Genomic DNA, 15251 nt, shown 5'->3' with positions numbered 1-15251 from the left:
AATGGCGACCCTGGACGTCACCGAGCACCGCGACCACCTGCTGGCACTTGCGGCACAGCTTCCCGCCGTTCCGCGTCAGGACCTGTACGGGTTCCTCGACGTGGCGCACAAGCTCGCGCAGGAACTCCCGTACGCAGTCTGCGACGCGCTGGACACGTTCAACCGCGTGGGCAACGAGGACGGCTACCTGCTGCTGCGCGGGCTTCCGGTCGAGGCGGACGGGGAGCTGCCGCCGACGCCCACGAGCACACCCGCCCCCGTCGGGCGCGCCCTTCTGAACATGGAGGCGTTCCTCGCGATCCTCGGCCGGAGGCTCGGCCTGCACACGGGGTACGCGGAGCTCAGGTCGGGGACGGTCTACCACGACGTGTACCCGTCGCCGGGCGCACACCACCTGTCGTCGGAGACCAGCGAGACCCTCCTGGAGTTCCACACGGAGATGGCCTACCACACGCTCCAGCCCAACTATGTGATGCTGGCGTGCTCCAGGGCCGACCACGAGCGCGAGGCGCAGACGCTCGTCGGCTCGATCCGCAAGGCCGTCCGGCTCCTCGATCCGGAGACCGTCGGCCGGCTGCACGACAACAAGCAGCCGTGCGAGGTCGACGTGGCGTTCCGGGGCGGGGTGGAGGACCCCGGTGCCATCGCGGAGGTGAAGCCGCTGTACGGCCCCCTGGACGATCCGCTGCTCGGATACGACCGCGAACTGCTCAAACCGCACCCGGGCTCGGACGCCGACGCAGTGGAGAAGCTGTCCCGGTCGCTGGACGACGTCACGGAGGGGGTCTTCCTCACCCCCGGCGACGTTCTCGTCATCGACAACTTCCGGACCACGCACGCGCGGACCCCCTTCACGCCACGCTGGGACGGCAGGGACCGGTGGCTGCACCGGGTGTACATCCGTACGAACTCCCACGGCCAGCTCCCCACTGGTGGCGAGCGCGCCGGTGACGTGATCACCTTCACTCCGCGCCGGTAGCTTCGCCGAAGCCGCCTACCCGGCTGGAAGGGGCCGCTACGGGCACCTTCCGGTCGGGTACCTGCGGCGCACGGCCCGTCTCCCGGTCCTCAGCGGACGGGGAGAGGGGCACCTGGGCCCTGGCGGGGGCGCGATCCGTGCACTGCCGGGGAGTGGGCGGCTCGCGAACTCGCGGTTGGGACACGCTGTGCCCGCAACGGGCTCGCCTCTCGTCACGCGGGGAGGAGGGTGCTGTCCTGTCGCAGGATCGCCTGGGCCAGAGTACGCAGGACGGGGCCGGGGTCGATGCCCAGCTCCTCCGAGAGGGTCCGCCGCACGCTGTGGAAGACCTCCAGGGCGTCGGCTTGCCTGCCCGAGCGGTAGAGCGCGAGCATGAGGTCCGCGTGCAGACTCTCCCGCAAGGGGTAGTGGTCGACCAGCTCGAAGAGCTCCGGGATGACTTCTTCGTGGCGCCCGAGCTGGAGTTCGAGTGAAGCCCGGTAGTGCACCGCGGCGACGTGCTCTTCCTCAAGACGCATGGAGCAGCTCCGCAGTCCTTGATGAGGGATGTCGGCGAGAGCCGGACCGCGCCACAGATCCTGGGCCGATCGCACGAGTCGCGCAGCCTCGTCGGGCCAGCCGCGCCGGTGCATCGCGCGGGCCGAGGCGAGACGGGCCCGGTAGATCGCGACGTCGACGGAGCACAGGTCGGCATTCAGCCTGTACCCCGTAGCATGGGACTGCACTACCTCCGAGGGGGCTCCGGCGGTGACGAGTGCCGTCCGCAGCATCCAGATGCCGGTCTGAACCTGCCCCGTCGCGGTACGCGGCGGACTGTCGTACCAGACGGCTCTGATCAGCTGCTCTGCGGCAACGATCCGGCCGGACTGCAGGGCCAGAGCAGCCAGCATCCCCTGCTGGCGACGGCCCGGGACGGTCACGCGCACCGGGCCTGCGTGCACCTCGAACGGACCCAGCACGGCGATGTGAACTGGCCGGTTCGCGTCGCGACTGTCATCTGCATTCATTCTGGGGACCCTTCATACTGACCTACCCGGACTTGCAGTTGAGCCGTGCGTCAGAAGTAGACGGAACGTGGAAGCTTTGTGTCAATGGACGCATGTGGGCGCCAGTTAATTGGCTGATTTGCTATAGGGCCGGACGGCCGCCGGCAGGATCACCGGAAACCGAACAGCGCGTGAGCCGGTCCGGACATGCGGCCCGGGGCGAACCCTCTCGGCGGACCCCACCCGCACGGGTCCGGTCATCGCGGTGCCTTCCGGGGCCGGACACCTCCCACTGAAGCCGGTGTGCTGCCGCTCGCGTGCTTCCGCAACCACGAACAGTGCCGCCATCGGCGACGATCAGTGCACAGTGCGTAGCCTCCGCCATGGCCGCTCCGCCGGACGAAGCGCTTCCAGCCATGCCCCCGTTCGCTCCCGGGAAGGCCGGCCCACCGGTGAACCCAAGGGTGTGGACGCTCCGCCTCGCTGCGGTGCGCTGCCCACGGCCGAGGCGCTCCGGAAGGGCGCCCCGCCCCGCGGAGCGCCGGGACGGCCCTCCGCCCCGGCTGCCGTCGACGCGGCCCGCCGTCCGATCGGCAAGCCCCTCCGACCTCCACCAGGCCTGCCACGGAGGACATCATTTTCAGCCAACTCCGGCCGCTGCCCCTGCGCTGAGGCTCGACCGTTCGCGGAACCCCTCCATGTGTACAAGGGCTGTTGGATCGCCACTCCTTCTGAGCACAGGGGCAGGTGGGGTGTGTGCGGCGGGTGGGGTGCGCGGCGGGCCTCGAAGGCTGCTCGGGCAGAAGGGCGTCGCCCCGAACGCGCGCCCGAGTCGGGAAGTCCGGCGGGGACGCGGCACTCCGGGCCGTCCCGTCGGCCGACCTCTCGCCAGACTCTCCGCCGGCTCTCTCCACCGCCCCGTCCCAGACCTGCCCGGCATCCGTTTCATGGCGCTGACCTGCGGCAAAGCCGTCCCGGTCCGCTTCGGCCCGATCTCCGGAGCATTGCGGGGGGCACTGATGACGCATAGCTTCTGGGCGTCCAGAAGCGTCCCCGTCCGCGGGGCCCGGTCCGCCGGGGGGAGTACTGGCGGTGCCATGCAGATCAGCAAGTTCCGTGGGGGCAGGACCGGCAGCGCCAGTCGGAGCGGGCGGGAGTCGAACCTTCGCCGGCTCCTCCTCGCGCAAGCCCTGAGCCAGACCGGCTTCGTGGTGCTCAGCCTCGCCATGCCGCTCCTCGCCGCGACGACTCTGCAGGCCAGCCCGTTCCAGGTCAGCATGGTCTCCGCCTCCCAGACGGTCGCCTTCCTCCTCATCGGACTGCCGGTCGGAGTCTGGGTGGACCGGATGCGCAGGCGTCCCGTCATGATCGTGGCCGACCTCGTCCGGGCAGCCGCTCTGGCCCTGGTGCCCGCGCTGTGGATGCTGGACGCCCTCGCGGTCGCCCACCTCTGCGCGGTCGCGTTCGTCGTGGGCCTGGCCACTGTCTTCTTCGACGTCGCCGATCAGAGCTACCTGCCGCACGTGGTCGGGCGGGACGGACTGGTCAGGGCCAACGCCCGCCTCGTCGCCGTGGACCAGACGGCTTCGGCTGCGGGCCCCGGCATGGCCGGCCTGATCGTCCAGGCCGTCACGGCACCGCTGGCGATCGTGGTGTCGTGCGTCTCCTACGCCGCATCCGCCCTCTGCGTCGCCCGGATAGGGGGCCCACCGGAGCAGGTCGCCAAGGAACCACGCGAACGCCTCGACCGTTCGATCCTTCAGGGAATCAGGTACGTACTGGGCCATACCGTGCTGCGTCCCCTGGTGGCCTGCTCCACGACCATGACGTTCTTCTGGAGCATGGGATACGGGATGCTGCTCGTCCTGCTGGCCCAGGACCTGGAGGTACCCGCCGTCACGATCGGACTGCTGTTCACCGCGGGGGGCGTGGGCGGCCTGGCTGCGACAGTCTTCGTGGGGCGGGTGGTGGAACGGATCGGTGACGGCCGGGCCGTCGTCCTTAGCGTGACCCTGGCGGCGCCGTGCACCCTGCTGGCAGGCCTGACCGGGACCGGCCCCCGGCTCGCGCTCGTGGCCTGTGCGCAGTTCGCCTTCGCGGCGGGACTCGTCATCTACAACGTCGCCCAGGTCAGCTACCGCCAGCGGTCCGTACCGCCGGACCTGCTGGGGCGTGTGAACGCGACGGTCCGGTTCTTCGCCTGGGGCGCAAGGCCGCTGGGAGTCCTCCTGGGCGGCGCTGTCGCCGAGTTCCACGACGCGCGTTCCGCCGTCTGGGCGGGAGCCGCGGGAACCGCGCTCTCCGCTCTCTGGCTCCTCCTGTCCCCACTGCGCGGCATGCGCGTACTGCCCGTTCCCGAACCGCCCGTCGACAAGGAAGTACTGTGAAGAACGCCGCAACCGGAACCTCCGCACGGCCGAGACTCGTGTGGATCACCACGCCGGACAACTACGACCCCCATGTGCAGGAGCAGCTGAAGCGCGGAGGGTCCGAGCGCCTCGACATGCTGACAGCCGCGGGCTTCGACGTGCGCGTCGTCCACTCCTGCGACATAGTTCCCGTCTGGAACGGCCGTCCGCGCCTCCTGCACGGCGAGGAGGACCTGCTCGCCCAGTACGCGGGGTTCCTGGTCACCTCCTGGACCTGGGACCCGGCCATCGCACGGCACATCGAGGCCATCACCCGGACCGTCCGCGCGTCCGACTGCGTCCTGCTGACGGACGGGACCCTGGATCCCGAGGCCTTCGGCCTCGACAAACTGGCCATGTACCACCATGCGGCAGCACTGGGAGCGCCAGTCCTGCCGACCGTCTCAGTGCCCTTCGGCCGATACGCCCGACGAGCTCTCGACGCCGTACGAACGCAGCTGCCGCCCGGCCCCTACGTGGTCAAGCCGCGTTCCATGGCCATGGGTTACGGGGTCCTGAAGGCCGACACGGTCCAGCACCTCGGAGCCTCGATCGATCTGATGGCACCCGGCGGGCTGGGCTGCCTGGTACAGCCCTACCTGCCTGACAGCGGCGACGTCCGTGTCTACGTACACGAAGGCAGGATGATCGCCGCGCTGCTGCGCGAGCCCGCCGGCCAGACGTACCTTGCGAACGTCAGCCAAGGCGGCAGCGGATCGGGCTACGAGCCCCCTGCCGAGATCGCGGACCTCAGCGAGCGCCTGGCACGGAGCCTGCATTCCGACTACCTGTGCGTGGACTGGCTGATCAGTGGGGACAGTTACACACTCAACGAATGGATGACCGTCTCTGCTGCCTATGAGGACCTGCCCCCTTCGACCAGGAAGCTGGTCGCGCAGGCCCTTGTCCAGTACATCAACCGCCGACTGGACGAAGGCGGCGCACCTCGGCAACGGACACACGGGGAGAGATGCTGATCCGCCCGCCGACGTGGACCTGCTCTCGTGAGCGGTCTCGCCCGTCGACGGCGGCGCGGGTCTGGTCCGGCGCCAGGGGCGGATGCCACCATGCAGCGTTCGACCGACATGCGAATTCCAGTCCGGGTTCACCCCTCGGACTCGACGCATATCGACACTTCGTCCCAGCCGGGGTCGAACAGCACCCGTGCAGAAGCCACCGACCAGAGGTTGAGGTAGAAGATGATAAAGCGCCGAGCGCTAATCGGGATGGCAGGAGCGGCCGTGGGATCGGGGATGCTGGGCGCGGGCACCGCCGAGGCCGGCACCCCGAGCGGCATGGCGGGAAGGCACCGGCCCGCGCACCGGAAGCTGAAGGTCCTCCAGTTCAACATCTGGATGGGCGGCAGCCAGGTGGCGGGCGGCCGGGCCGGTATCGCCGACACCATCGCCGCGGTCGAACCCGATGTGGTCATGCTCAGCGAATCGAACGAGGAGCGGGTCGCCGCCCTGCTGTCGGACCTCGCCGACCGCGGTCTGACCTACTTCGACAACGCGAACCCGGGTGACCCCGGAGTGATCTCCCGCTACCCGATCGTCGAGCACCGCGCCTTCCCGTCCTGGTCGAAGGCGGTCATCTCGGTCGACGGCACCGAGATCGCGGCCTACTCCGGCCACCTGGAGTACCGCTATTACGTCAACTACCTGCCGCGCGGCTACGGCGGTGGCACGCCGCCTCCCCTGGAGACCTCCGAGTACGGGTGGGACGAGATCCCGACCGGCCCGATCACCGACGTCGGCCTCATCATGCGGCTCAACGAGGCCTCCGGCCGCACGGCGGTGACGAAGACGGTCCTGGCGGACGCCGCCGAGGAACGGCGCCGGGGAAGGCTCACCCTGCTGGCCGGTGACTTCAACGAGCCGTCGCACCTGGACTGGACTCGTCGGACGCGGAATCTGTTCGACCACAACGGCACCGTCGTCAAGTGGTCGACGACCAAGGCCATCGAGAAGGCCGGATTCCGCGACAGCTACCGTGAGATCCACCCCGACCCCGCGCGCTCGCCGGGCTTCACCTGGCCGAGTGACAACGCCGGAGTGGAGCCCGGGCAGCTCACCTGGGCCCCGAAGGCGGACGAGCGGGACCGGATCGACTTCGTCTTCTACCACCCCGACCGGCGGCTCCGTCTTCTGGACAGCGTGATCGTGGGGCCTTCCACCACGATCGTGCGCAACGAACGTGTGCGGGAGACCGGACGGGACAGGTTCTGGGAACCGAGCTGGACCTGGCCGACCGATCACAAGGCCGTGCTCAGCACCTTCCGGGTGTCCGGTAGTCGCCGTCGCGACCGCTGACCGCAGCCCGGGGGCGGACAGCTGCCCTGGTCCTGCGCCCCGGCGGGGTCGTGCCCTGCCGGTGTCAGACCGCCCGCTTCTGGCTCATCGGGCGGCCGAAGGCCGCGGACACCGCGCGAGCGCCGGGCGGTCCTTCGTCCGGACGGCGGGCAGCCACGCCGTGGCCTGTCCGTCCGCGTCCGCGCCCGCCTCCGTATGCACGCCCGCTCGGGGGACGCGGACGCGGTACCAGAGGGTGGACTTCAGGCCCGCCTCGTCGATGATGGGCTCGCCCTGCGGCAGCCGGCACTCGGCACGCAGGACGTCGCCGTCCCACACGCGGGTCGGTACGACGTTCTCGGCGACGTAGGGGCGTGTGGGGTCGACCGCCAGGCCGAGGCTGCACTGCGGGTCCCGGTCCGCGCGGTCCTGGCAGCCCCGCTCGGCGTTGAACACCCGCACCTCCGAACGGAGTTCACCGGACGCCTTCGGGGCTTCGGACGGCCGCTCCTGTCCGGAGTACGCCCCCACCGCCGCGCCTGCCGCACCGCACACCGTGACGGCGAGGACGGCGGCGCGGGTCCGGTGCCACACGCGTCTCACGCGGCTCCGGGGGGCGGGCTCCGCCCGCTCGGCCTCGTGGGCGGTGATGCGTTCGAGCAGGCTCGCGGCGGTGTGTGCGGAGCGGGCGGCGTGGGTGGGGGCCAGACAGTCGGCGGCCAGTGCGCGCCAGAATTCCGGAACGGCCGCGTCCATGCGGAGCGGGACGCGCCCTTCGGCGTACTCCTGCACCGCGGCACCACGGGCGACGGGTGTGGCGCCCGGGAACGGTGAGACGCCGGAGGCGAACACCTCGTGGATCACGATGCCCAGGGCCCAGATGTCGGCGCTGGGCCGGACCTGCACGCCGAGGTCTCCCAGCGGGGCCCGCCACCGCTCGGGCGGGAGGTAGTCCAGGGTGCCCATCGGGGGCGCGTGCCCGTGCGTTCCGGTCAGCTCGGTGGCGAGGCCGAAGTCCGAGAGCTTGACCGATCCGTCGACGCCGATGAGGACGTTCTCGGGCTTGAGGTCCATGTGCGCCCAGCCGGCCCCGTGCAGATGCGCCAGCCCCTCGCAGATTCCGGCGATGAGCCGGGCGCCCTCGGCCTCGGCCACCCCGCCGTCGAGGAGATCCCGCAGACTGCCGCCGGCCCGCTCCATGACCAGCACGATCGCGCCGTCCAGGAAGGGGTGCTCGGGTGCTCGGAGGGCGAGGGAGTCCAGCAGCCGGACAAGCCTTGGATGCCCGGTCCGGCGGGCGAGTCCGACCTCGCGCCGGGCGGCCTCCGCCACACCGCGCGCCTGGCGGGGCGCGAGTCCGGCGGTCGGCATGACCTTGAGGGCGACCTCGCCCCCTGCCGACGCGCCGCCGCCGTCCTGCCCCGGCGACAGGGGTGTCCGGTCCGCTGAGCCCGTGCGGCCGCGGGCCGGTCGACCGGCGTAGACGGTGGCCCAGCCCCCGGCTCCGATCGGCTCGCCGATCTCCCAGGAGCCCACCCGGTAGCCCTGGGGCAGCAGTTCCGTACGGCCGCTCTCCCAGGAGGTCTGTCGACGCTGCACGGGTGCCACGCCCTCTACCGTCCCCGCGCGGCCGACTCGGCCCGGGGCGGCAGCAGCGCGAGATGCTCCTCCTGGACTATGCCGAATCTCAGCGCGATGGCGACCACGGCCTCGCGCTTCCCGTTCCGGCGGTCCCCCTTGCCGGTCTCGGCCGCCTGAGGCAGGCCGATCCGCAGCTTCTCCTCCGCGAGGTAGTCGATGTGCGACGTCACCGCTCGGGGCGTCAGTCTCGCGCAGGCCTCATGGGCCCTGAGCCGCTCCACCACCTGCGGGGTCGTCGGCACGGCCACGGGTGACTGGTCGCGCAGCCAGGGTTCGCAGAGCGCCACGAGCACCAGGAAGTAGGTGGCCGTCTCGTCCAGCGAGTACGCCATGACCGTGCGGCTCTCCCCGGGGCCGCCCACGCCCTGCGGGTCCAGGTAGACGTGGTCGGGCGCGAACACCTGGAAGGAGACCGTGGTGTCGCGGCGCGTGGGCAGCACCACCCGGGAGAACTCGAACGGAATGGGCGCACCGGACCGGCACGGCGGTACGCGCAGGTACTCCCCCGCTCCTTCCGGGTTCTCCACCAGGTAGCTGTGGGTCCTGCTGTAGTTGCTCAGCTGCCAGTGGTCGTCGGTCACCCGGATCTCCCCGGCCAGCCGGGATATCGCCGCGTCGGCGAGGCGCAACTCGACCGGCCTCCCGGATGATCCGCGCCCGAAGCGCGCGCGTTCACCCGGGCCGAGCCGGAGCGTCACCGCCTCACCGTACGGCTCCCCACTCCCCCCGCTCCCCTGCGGCAGATGCACGACTATGCCACTCACGGCTCCCCCCGTTCTGAGCGTTGACCGCTGTTGCACGGCAAACGCTACCGGTCGGAGCCAGGGGTTCACCCTATGTTATCGGTCACTTCCGGGGGCGGGGGGAAGCGCTCGTCACGCCTTGCGGAGCCTCGCGATCACGCCGTTGATGTCGCGTTCGAGGGCCCAGTGGCGTACGAAGTGGCCGCCCTGGTCCTCGTACGACTCGTGCCCGATGCCGCGGGAGTCGAGCAGGGCCTTGAACTCCCGCTGCCCGGCGAGGACCTGGTTCTCGTTGACGGTCTGGAACCAGTCGATCGGGTTGGGGCTCGTTCCGGCGATCAGGAACACCCGCTTGTTCCGGTAGCTCTCGACGCGCTCGATCGGGTTGTCGTCGGTGACCCTGCGCTCGTCCCACAGCGGCACGCCGTAGATCGAACCGCCGTTCAGGTCCACGGCTGCGGACGTCGCGTTCGCCCAGTGCACGACCGCGCCGTGGTCGCGGCGGAGGCTGGCCGGGCCGGAGTGGGAGCTGACCGAGGCGAAGTGGCCCCAGTACTTGGCCGCGTACTTCAGCGCGCCGAAGCCGCCCATGGAGAACCCGGAGACGGCGCGGCCGTCGTACTCGGCGTACGTCCTGAAGTTCGCGTCGATCCACGGGAGCAGCTGGTGCATGTGGAACGTTTCCCAGTTGCGGGGGCCGACGTTGGAGTGGACGGGGTTGGAGTACCAGCCCGTGCGTCCGCCGTCGGGCATCACGACGATGAGCCGCTTTCCGGCGGTCAGGGCGCGGATGTGCTTGTGGTCGAAGCTGATGAAGTCCTCCATACCGCCGTGGAGGAGGTAGAGCACCGGGTACCTGCGGCCGCTGTGGTGGTAGTCGTCGGGCAGCAGGACGTTCACGGCGGGTTCCCAGCCGATCGCGTCGGTCGCGAACCGGTAGTAGCGCATCCGGGGGTCCGACTCGCCGCGGTCCACGATGCGCAGGCCGTGGCCGTCGCCGACGGCCGCGGCGGGTGAGGCCGCCGCGAGAACGCCTCCGGCGCCCAGGGCCATGGCGGCCGAGACTCCGCCGGCGGACTTGAGGATGCTTCTGCGGGTGGGGTGATGCGCGGTCAACGCAACCTCCTGGTCGGGAGCGACGGGCGGTTCGGAAGGTATCGCCGGGTCGGCCGGCCGGAGTATCCGGAAGGTTACGGAGGGACAAGCGCACAGGCCTCCCGTAGAGCCCGGGGACCGGCCGCACGCTCCGACCCCCGGCAGCACACTCCGAACCCTGGCCGCACGCTCCGACGACCGCACAGGTCCCGGCCGCACCGGCGGGGTTCGTCGTGCGCGTGTCACTCCGGATCGTTCCGGATGCCCCTTCCGGCGCTCCGCCCCTACCTTGTCGACGGCGCCCGCCAGACCGACCAGTCCGCAGCCCGGGGAGCAGCGATGCCTACGACCGCGATCACCGACCGACCGACGGACACCGCGCTCGGGCACCTGGAGCGCAGGGTCCTCTGCGCGGTCGGCTGCGGGCTGCGGGACGACGAGATCGCCGCCGCGCTCGACCTGCCCGAGGACTCCGTGGCCGAGCAGCTCGCGCGGATCCTCGGGAAACTCGGTCTGCGCGACCGGGCCGCCGCCATCGTCCACGCCTTCGACCGCGGCCTGGTCGTTCCGGGGAGCGGCCCCCGTACGGGCTCGGCGCACCCGGCCCCGCCGGTGGTGGAGGTCTCCGTGCTCGGCCCGCTGCTGGCCTCGCAGGACGGGCTGCCCCTGAGCCTGGGCCCGCTCCGCCAGCAGGCCGTCCTGGCGGCGCTGGCACTGTGCTCGGGGCGGACCCTCAGCCGGCAGGAACTGCTCGACGGCGTGTGGGGCACGGAACCACCGGTCGCGAACGTGGTGCCCGTGTACATCTACCGGCTACGCAAGGCACTGCGCTTCGGGGACAGCCCGGATTCCGTCATCGAGCACGGCCGACGCGGCTACCGGCTGGTCTCCGGAGCGGTCGACGTCGACGTCGTACGGATGGAGCGGCTGCTCACCGACATCGGCGCGGCGGAGCGGGCGGGCGACGCCGAGCGGACGGTGCGCCTGTGTTCCCGGGCCCTGAAGCTGTTTAGGGGCGAGGTCCTGGCGGGACTGCCCGGGCCCCTCGCCGAACGGGAGCGGATACGGCTCACGGAGCGCAGGATCGCCCTCGTACGGCGGAAGGTGGAGTGCCAGCTGCGGCTGGGCCGGCACTCCGAGGCCATCGCCGAGCTGTTCGCGCTGTCCGCGGCGCATCCCCTGGACGAGCCGGTGGCCGCGATGCTGATGCGCGCGCTGTGCCGCAGCGGCAGACAGGCCGAGGCACTGACCGTGTTCGACCGTGCCCGCCGCCGGCTGGCCGACGATCTGGGTGTTCCGCCGAGCCTGATGCTGCGGCGGACGCACCAGATGATTCTGCGCGGCGACGAGGCGGGGCTCGGGCTCACCGGCGCCGCGGGGTGACCCGCCGGGTCAGGAGGCGAAGGACCTCTCCAGCCTGGGGATCAGGTCGCGGAGGTCCTGCTCCCAGCAACCGGCGTTGTGCCCGCCGTTGCAGTGCTCGCCCCAGGCGGAGCCGTCACCGTAGTTGACGTAGTAGTAGTCCATGCCCAGGGCGTCCATGCTGTTCTTGACGTGCTTGGCCGCGCCTTCGAGCCAGAATTCGAGATCGAGGGGATTGCCGCCGCCGTTGCCGACGTAGATGGAGACCCCGACGTCGGCGTTGACCAGCTTCTTCATGTTCTGTGAGGGGTCGACCTCGTTCCACCGCCAGTCGGCGTTGAACACCGGGTACGGGGAGCCGAAGGCCGCATCGCTGTCCACCGCGGGTCGGTAGGGGCTCTTACTGGGGTCGCAGCCCGCCACCGCGCCGCATCGCACACTCTCGGCGTCGATGAGGGAGGCGACGACGGCCAGCCGGAGGTCCATGGACTTGACCGAGAAGTCGATGTCGCCCGACAGGGACGCGGTCTCGCTGAACAGGTCCGGGCGGACCTGGGCGTAGTGGAAGGCGCCGAACCCGCCCATGGAGACGCCCGCGACGGCCCTGCCCTTCTTGGTGGCGACGGTCCGCAGGTTCGCGTCGATGAACGGAATCACCTGGTTGAGGTGGAAGTTCATCCAGTTCTGGGCCCCGAGCACCGTCTTCTGGTTGAGCCAGTTGGCGTACCAGCCCCGGGCGCCGCCGTTCGGAATCACGGTGATCATGGAGTCCGATGTGGTCAGCGCCGGGTAGTTCTGCTGGGTCGGGTTGTCGGGTGACCCGTGCAGGAAGTACATCACCGGGTAGCGCCGGTCGGGGTTGTCGTAGTACCCCTTAGGGAGAATGATCTTGATCGGGTGTTCGCCCGAGACCTCGGGCGTGGTCACCGTGAGGTGGAAGTTGGTGGGACTGCCGGTCGCCGTACCGACCTGGGTCAGGCCGAAGCCGTCCGCCATGGGTGGCGGCGAGGCGCTGTCGGCGGCCTGTGCCGTCCCGGCCGGTGTGATCACGGCGACGGCGGCGACCAGCCAGGCCAGCGCCATGCGCCACCCGTTGGATGTTCTCTTCACTGCATGCCCCCATCGTGAGTTCGGTCGTTGCGTGAACTTCGTCGGTGCGCGGTGCGCGCGTCAGTGGGAAGCCCGCTGTCGGGAGACGCTGAGGTCCAGGACCTCGACCTTCAGTTCCGGTGAGGCCGCGATCTGTTCCTCGGTGAACCGCCCGGTGACCCACTGGCCTGCCGAGAACAGCCTCGTCTGGTCGGCGTAGTGCGGTGAGCTCGGGTCGGCCGACTGCGAGTAGGCCATGACGGAGTACGCCTCCGGAGGCCCGTCGGCGGTGAACCGCACCTGCTGGATGAAGCTGGACCCGAAGGTGATGTCGAACTTTCCGTCGACCTGGCCGGGTGTCATCACGTTCAGTACGCCCAGTTCGTGGAGCGAGCCGTGGATCGGGATCTGCTCGGCGCCCCGGGTGACCTTCTGGATGTCCGAAAGCGGTGCGTTCAGAGGGATGTTCGCCTTGCGCAGGGCGAGAATCGCCCGGGCGAGCGCGTCGCGGACGCGGGAGCTACCGGAGTCCAGCGAATTGGGTGTGTGCACCGGGTCCTTGGGGTCGAAGGGCACCCGCCAGGGCAGCTTCTCGACCCCCTGTCCGTTGAGCAGGAAGGCCCAGTAGTTCGCGAACAGCCACGATCCCCGGCTGTCGTTCGTGTAGGCGTGGTCCTTCCAGGCGGCCAGGACCGGGCACGCCTCTCTGACGTCGACCAGGTTGCCGTCCACCAGCACGAGGCCGAAAGGAACGTCCTGGCAGGCCTTCACCGTGGCATTGAGGGCCAGGTCGGCGGCGCGGCTGTTGTCGGCGAACAGCAACTGCCCCATGGTCTGCGGGGTGAAGCCCTTGCCCGGCAGACCGTCGGTGCCGTTGATCCGGTGCCGGGCGGTGAGGATCAGCTCCTGGGTGCGCAGCGAGCGGGGAGCCGCGGAGTCGCCCATGACCCGGGGGAAGGTCAGCGGTTGTTCGGGGTTGGCCAGCCAGGGGCTGTCGTTGGCGTTGCCCACGAAGTCGGAGCGGATCAGGCGGGGCTGCGCCTTCGGGTCCAGCAGCCCGGGCGCGGCCGCGTTCGGGTCGTCGGGCCAGTCGCACGCGCTGCGTTTGCCGTCGAGGATGGAGATCGGCGGCGCGTTCGACTGCGGGACCTGCTGGTGGAAGAGCAGTCGGCCGGTCAGGGTGAGACACGACTCGGCGTGTGCGTCGGTGATGTTCGGGGTGGCCTGGATGTCCGCGTACAGGGCGTTGCCCTTGCGGTCGGAGGCCACGGTGTTGAAGAAGGGAACCCCTTGTGTGGCCTCCAGGATCGACACCACGTCGTGGACGTCCTTGGCCTGGTCGAGGCGGAACCAGGTGTTCAACGCCCGCAGGTTGTGCATGTTCACATCGCGTACCGCGTGCGCGCTGACCACCCACGGCAGCGGGATGGTCTGTATCGACGTGGTGATCGGGCCGTAGCGGGTGGACCACAGCGTGCGGGTGACCTTGGTGAGGGAGCCGTCCGGTTTCCGTACGTCGACGGCGACCCGCTGCGAGGTCATCTGCTCCCAGGCGCCGTCGACCAGGTACTTGGTCGGGTTCAGCGGATCGACCTGCACGTCGAAGAGACCGAAGGGAGCGACGGTGGCGACCGTGTGGCTCCAGGCCACGTCGTTGTTGTGGCCGATGTTCACGGCGGGGAAGCCGAGCAGACTGGCCCCGGAGACGTTGATCTTCCCCGGGATCGTCAGCTGGCTCTGCCACATCCGGTTCTTGCCCTGCCACGGGAAGTGCGGGTTGGCCAGGAGCATGCTGGTGCCGCCGGACACGCCCTGCGAGCCGACCGCCAGCGCGTTGCTGCCCATGCTGTGCTGACGGCTCTGCGCCATCGCGTCCCGGATCTTCCGCGCGGTCTCCTCGGGCTTCACTGCCTTGGCGGCCTTGGCGGACCTCTCGGCCGAGGACGTGGCCGGTGCGGCGGCGGATGCTCCCGGAGGTGCGGCGTTGACCTGGCCGTCCAGCAGGGGGTCGGCGCTGCCCATGATGATCTCGGCGTGGGCGTGCCGGTAGACGTCCAGTTCCGTGATCGGCCGGACCCAGTCCGCCCCGCGGCAGGCCGGGTCGGAGATGTTGTCCACGCCGGTCTCGGACAGGTACCGGTTGTAGCCCTGGACATAGCCGCGGATGGCCTCCTTGACCTCCGGCTCCGGCCCGTCGGGGGCGGGCTTGTCGAGCAGCCGCTCGACCACCCGGTCGTCCTTGATCCGCTGGAAGTACAGGTCGCTGTTGAGGTTGGTCGTGGTGTTCTGGCGTTCGCCGGGGCTGGTCTTCCCGTCGGGCCCCAGATAGCGGGACCTCTGGGCGTTCACCATCAGATAGGTGTCGGCCAGGGTGCAGACGTTGTCCTTGGCCGAGGCGTATCCGTAGCCCGTTCCCAGCCCCTCCCAGTCGGAGGCGGTGATGTGCGGGATTCCGTACTCGGTGTAGCGGATCGTCGCCGTGTCCGGACCCTGTGCAAGGGCGGGTGCACCGGTGCCCGGCGCCCCGGCGGCCGCCGACGTGCTCATCACCGCCAGTGCGGCCATGACCGCGATCGGCAGCCTCGCTCTCCAACTCCTGCGCGCCATCGAGCCGTTCCTCCCGTGTGGTGCGGGGCCTCGTCCGAACGGGGCCACGT

At 70.3% G+C, this 15251-nt stretch carries 11 protein-coding genes; 5 read left to right on the top strand and 6 right to left on the bottom strand.

Going from position 1 to position 15251, the window contains the following annotated elements; genetic code table 11:
- Position 1: 1 nt before the first annotated feature.
- Positions 2-979 carry a clavaminate synthase Cs1 gene (gene cs1 / locus CIB93_RS15310; protein ID WP_096627375.1) on the top strand — a complete coding sequence of 326 codons (978 nt, stop codon included), beginning with the start codon at positions 2-4 and terminating at the stop codon, positions 977-979.
- A 212-nt stretch (positions 980-1191) separates the two neighbouring features.
- On the opposite strand, the gene CIB93_RS15305 is transcribed toward cs1, so the two are convergent.
- Positions 1192-1986 carry an AfsR/SARP family transcriptional regulator gene (locus CIB93_RS15305; RefSeq protein WP_096627374.1) on the bottom strand — a complete coding sequence of 265 codons (795 nt, stop codon included), beginning with the start codon at positions 1984-1986 and terminating at the stop codon, positions 1192-1194.
- A 1076-nt stretch (positions 1987-3062) separates the two neighbouring features.
- Here CIB93_RS15305 and CIB93_RS37930 point away from each other — a divergent pair.
- The 3 genes from CIB93_RS37930 (at position 3063) to CIB93_RS15290 (ending at position 6685) form a co-directional block, all read left to right on the top strand.
- A complete protein-coding gene (locus CIB93_RS37930) occupies positions 3063-4352 on the top strand; it encodes an MFS transporter (RefSeq protein ID WP_179500120.1) in 1290 nt (429 codons plus the stop codon).
- Entirely contained in the window at positions 4349-5350 is a 1002-nt protein-coding gene (locus CIB93_RS15295; protein ID WP_096627372.1) for a RimK family alpha-L-glutamate ligase, read from the top strand. The genes CIB93_RS37930 and CIB93_RS15295 overlap by 4 nt, the downstream gene beginning before the upstream one ends.
- Positions 5351-5614: 264 nt before the next feature.
- Positions 5615-6685, top strand: a complete 1071-nt coding sequence (locus CIB93_RS15290; protein ID WP_257002205.1) for an endonuclease/exonuclease/phosphatase family protein — start codon at positions 5615-5617, stop codon at positions 6683-6685.
- Between the two features lie 84 nt (positions 6686-6769).
- Here CIB93_RS15290 and CIB93_RS15285 read toward each other — a convergent pair whose 3' ends face one another.
- The 3 genes from CIB93_RS15285 to CIB93_RS15275 form a co-directional block, all read right to left on the bottom strand.
- Entirely contained in the window at positions 6770-8272 is a 1503-nt protein-coding gene (locus CIB93_RS15285) for a serine/threonine-protein kinase (RefSeq protein WP_373558755.1), read from the bottom strand.
- A 5-nt stretch (positions 8273-8277) separates the two neighbouring features.
- Positions 8278-9069 (bottom strand): serine/threonine protein kinase, encoded by a 792-nt coding sequence (locus CIB93_RS15280; protein ID WP_179500119.1) that lies wholly within the window; start codon positions 9067-9069, stop codon positions 8278-8280.
- 111 nt (positions 9070-9180) lie between these two features.
- Positions 9181-10101 (bottom strand): alpha/beta hydrolase family protein, encoded by a 921-nt coding sequence (locus CIB93_RS15275; RefSeq protein WP_096627418.1) that lies wholly within the window; start codon positions 10099-10101, stop codon positions 9181-9183.
- 381 nt (positions 10102-10482) lie between these two features.
- Here CIB93_RS15275 and CIB93_RS15270 point away from each other — a divergent pair, with 381 nt between their 5' ends.
- The gene (locus tag CIB93_RS15270) at positions 10483-11526 is read left to right on the top strand and encodes a BTAD domain-containing putative transcriptional regulator (RefSeq protein WP_096627417.1); all 1044 of its coding nucleotides are present in this window, start codon (positions 10483-10485) and stop codon (positions 11524-11526) included.
- A gap of 9 nt (positions 11527-11535) precedes the next feature.
- On the opposite strand, the gene CIB93_RS15265 is transcribed toward CIB93_RS15270, so the two are convergent.
- Both CIB93_RS15265 and CIB93_RS15260 read right to left on the bottom strand, forming a co-directional pair.
- Positions 11536-12588 carry an alpha/beta hydrolase gene (locus CIB93_RS15265; protein WP_373558756.1) on the bottom strand — a complete coding sequence of 351 codons (1053 nt, stop codon included), beginning with the start codon at positions 12586-12588 and terminating at the stop codon, positions 11536-11538.
- Between the two features lie 87 nt (positions 12589-12675).
- Positions 12676-15201: a penicillin acylase family protein gene (locus CIB93_RS15260; RefSeq protein ID WP_096627368.1), complete on the bottom strand. Its 2526-nt coding sequence runs from the start codon at positions 15199-15201 to the stop codon at positions 12676-12678.
- Positions 15202-15251: the final 50 nt, after the last annotated feature.

Source organism: Streptomyces sp. WZ.A104 (genome assembly GCF_002382885.1).
Taxonomy (GTDB): domain Bacteria; phylum Actinomycetota; class Actinomycetes; order Streptomycetales; family Streptomycetaceae; genus Streptomyces.
The sequence above is the reverse complement of the archived record's forward strand: the minus strand, read 5'-3'. Positions and strand labels throughout refer to the sequence as shown.